The organism is Kitasatospora sp. NPDC059747 (assembly GCF_042732955.1).
Lineage (GTDB): Bacteria > Actinomycetota > Actinomycetes > Streptomycetales > Streptomycetaceae > Kitasatospora.
In genome coordinates, this window is record NZ_JBHWGV010000253.1 from 1 (window position 1) to 3,345 (window position 3,345).

The window sequence follows — 3,345 nt, forward strand, 5'->3', positions numbered from 1 at the left end:
GCCCCACCCCCCCCCGGCGCGCGCCCCGGCGGCCCGGCGGCCCCCGCCGTCCGCGCCCCCCCCGGCCCGGCCCGGGCCCGGGCGCAGGACGTGCTGCTCGCCGCCGTCGCCCAGGCGGTCGCCGAGTGGACGGGGGAGCGCGAGGTGGTGCTGGACGTCGAGACGCACGGCCGGGCCGACCTGTTCCCGGAGGTCGACCTCAGCCGCACCGTCGGCTGGTTCACCGCCGTCCACCCGGTGACGGTCGCACCGGACCGGTCGCCCGGGGAGGCCGGCGAGGTCGGGGAGGCCAGGGAGACCGGGGAGACTGGGGAGGCCGGCCCCGCCGCCACCTACCGCACCGTCCGCGCGCTGCTGGCCGGGCTGCCCGCCGAGGGCCTCGGCCACGGCCTGCTCCGCCACGCCGCGAGCGATCCCGCGGTGCGCGCCCGGCTGGCCGCGCGCCCGCCCGCCACCGTCAACGTCAACTACCTGGGCCGCGCGGGCCGTCTGGTCGGCGGCGGCGCGCCCGCCGAGGGCCGGGTGCTGACCCCGCTGCCGCTCGCCGGCACCGGCGACCGCGGCCCCGACAACCCGCGCCCCTACCCGCTGGAGGTCAGCGCCCTGCTGATCGACGACCGGCTGCTGGTGCGGGTGCGCCACAACGCCGTCGCTCACCCGCAGACCGATGTCCAGCGGCTGCTCGACCGCGTCCTGACCGGCCTGACGGCCATCGTGTCCACGCTCGCGACGGTCCCCGCCGCGGACCGCGCGCACCCACTCGCAGGAGGCCAGTAGTGTCAACAGCCCACCCTCTTCTCCCCTCCGCCACCGCCCTGGTCCGGGCCGGCTGGGCGGCCGCGCTGGGGCGCGACGACTTCGGTGACGAGGACGACTTCTTCGCGGTCGGCGGCCACTCGCTGCTGGTCGCCCGGATCATGGCCGGCATCGGCCGGCGGGTCGGCACCCGCCTGCCGCTGCGGATGTTCTTCGACCACCCGACCGTCTCCGACCTCGCCGGAGCGCTCACGGCCCGGGGGCTCGTCCCCGGCGAGGACCGCGAGGAGAAGGGGGCCGGCGCGTCATGACCGGACCGGACCGCCTCCTGCCCCCGCCGCAGTGGTTCGCCACCGGCCGCCCTTTCCCCGACACCGCGACCGTCCCCGACCTGCTGCGGGCCGCCGCCCGGGCCCACCCCGACCGGCCCGCCCTGGTGGCGAGCGACGGCACCGCCCTGACCCACGGCGAACTCGACGCCTGGACGGACCGGCTGGCCCGACTGCTGGCCGAGCGCGGCATCGGCCGCGGCTCGTACGTGGCGCTGTACGCCGACCGCACCCCGTCGGCTGCCGCCTCCCTGGTGGCGGTGCTCAAAGCCGGTGCCGCGTACGTGCCGATCGACCCGGCCTGGCCCCGGGCCCGCGCCCTCGAACTCCTCACCGACCTCGGCGTGAGCTGCGTCGTCGCCGGCCGCGCCCGCCTCAAGGCCGTCCAGGAACTGCGCTGGGACGCGCCCTCGGTGCGCGAGGTGATCTGCCCCGAGATCACCGCGAAGGACACCTGGGCCGAGGTGCTGGACCGCGAGATGGTCGAGGAGTTCTTCGACTTCCTCTCCGGCGAGCCCGACCCGCTGGAGGCGGCCGGCTTCAACCTCCGCCGCTCCGAACGCCCCTACCGGCCGGGCGACGTGACCGGCTACCGCGACCACGTCGGGCGGCTGGGCCGCGAGGCGGCCGGCGAGGGCGCCCGGATCCTGGAGGTCGGCTGCGGGTCCGGCCTGATCACGGAGGCGCTGGCGCCCACCGCCGCCCGCTACGTGGCGGTCGACCCGTCCTCGGTGGCCGTCGACCGCAACCTGGCCGCGGCGGCCGCGGGCGGCTACGCGGCGGAAGGCGCGGTCTGCTACGCCCACGAGGTGCCGCAGGCCGTGTCCGGAACCTTCGACCTGGCGATCATGGCGAGCACCGTCCAGTTCCTTCCGGACCTGGACTACTTCCTGGAGACCCTCCGGGGCCTGCTGCCGATGCTCCGCCCCGGCGGCACCCTGCTGCTGGCCGACCTCATCGACCCCGGCCTGGAGGCCCACGCGGGCCTGCGGATCCCGCCCGCCCTGCTGGAGCGGCTCCCGCAGCTCCTGCCGCCGGTCGCCGGGGTCGAGGTGCGCCGCCGCCGCGCGGAGGACTTCGCCGGCGAACTCTCCCACCGCTACGACGCGTTCATCACCGTGGGGGAGGGCACGGCACCCGCCGTGCGGCCCGGCCGGGTGTGGACCGGCGCCGACATCGAGGCCAGGCCCGCCGGAGCGCTGCCGCCCGGCACCGTCACCGCGGACGACCTCGGGTACGCCGTGTTCACGTCCGGCTCCACCGGCAAGCCCAAGGGCGTCATGGTCCAGCACCGCCCGGTCGTCAACCTGATCGACTGGCTGAACCGGACCTGGGCGGTCGGGCCGGGGGACCGCATCCTCGCGGTCGCCTCCTTCTGCTTCGACCTGTCCGTCTACGACCTCTTCGGGGTGCTCGCGGCGGGCGGCTCGGTGCACCTGGCGACCCAGCCCGAGATCGCCGAACCCGAGGTCCTGATCGACCTCCTGGAGGCCGAGCCGATCACCCTGTGGGACTCGGCACCGGCCGCGCTCGCGATGCTCACCCCCTTCCTCGACGGACGGCCCGCCGACGGCCTCCCCGCCGAGGCGCGCGGCTCGCTGCGCCTGGTGCTGCTGAGCGGCGACTGGGTGCCGCTCACGCTCCCCGACGAGATCCGCACGGCCTTCCCCCGCGCCGAGGTCGTGGCCCTCGGCGGTGCCACCGAGTGCACGGTCTGGTCCAACGCCTTCCCGGTGGGCGAGGTGGACCCGGCCTGGCCGAGCATCCCGTACGGCCGTCCGATGGCCAACGCCCGCTACCACGTCCTGGACGCCGCCCTGCGGCCCCTGCCCGTGGGGGAGCCGGGCGACCTCTACATCGCCGGGGCCTGCGTCGCGGCGGGCTACGCGGGCCGGGCCGCGCTGACCGCCGCGTCCTTCCGTCCCGAACCCGGCTCGCCGGAGCCCGGCGGGCGGATGTACCGCACCGGCGACCGCGCCCGCTGGCTGGCCGACGGCAACCTGGAGTTCCTCGGCCGGCTGGACGAGCAGGTGAAGGTGCGCGGCCACCGGATCGAACTCGGCGAGGTCCAGCACGCCCTGCACCAGTGCCCGGGGGTGCGCGCCGCGCTCGTCACCACGGTGGACCGGCCCGGCGGCCGGGACCTGGTCGCCTTCTACGTGCCGGCGGCCGACGGGCCGGCCCCCGAGGAGGCCAGGGCGCACCTCCACGCCCGGCTGCCCGCGCACCTGGTGCCCGCGCGGGTGCTGGCCGTGGTCGC

General features: G+C 77.1%; 3 protein-coding genes. All 3 read left to right on the forward strand.

Annotation, left to right across the window (positions count from 1 at the left end):
• The coding region (locus ACFV4G_RS43200; protein WP_380449103.1) for a condensation domain-containing protein at positions 1-777 on the forward strand (777 nt) is incomplete at its 5' end.
• Positions 777-1,067 carry an acyl carrier protein gene (locus ACFV4G_RS43205; protein WP_380449105.1) on the forward strand — a complete coding sequence of 97 codons (291 nt, stop codon included), beginning with the start codon at positions 777-779 and terminating at the stop codon, positions 1,065-1,067. The genes ACFV4G_RS43200 and ACFV4G_RS43205, both read left to right, overlap by 1 nt.
• The coding region (locus tag ACFV4G_RS43210; RefSeq protein ID WP_380449107.1) for an amino acid adenylation domain-containing protein at positions 1,064-3,345 on the forward strand (2,282 nt) is incomplete at its 3' end. The genes ACFV4G_RS43205 and ACFV4G_RS43210, both read left to right, overlap by 4 nt.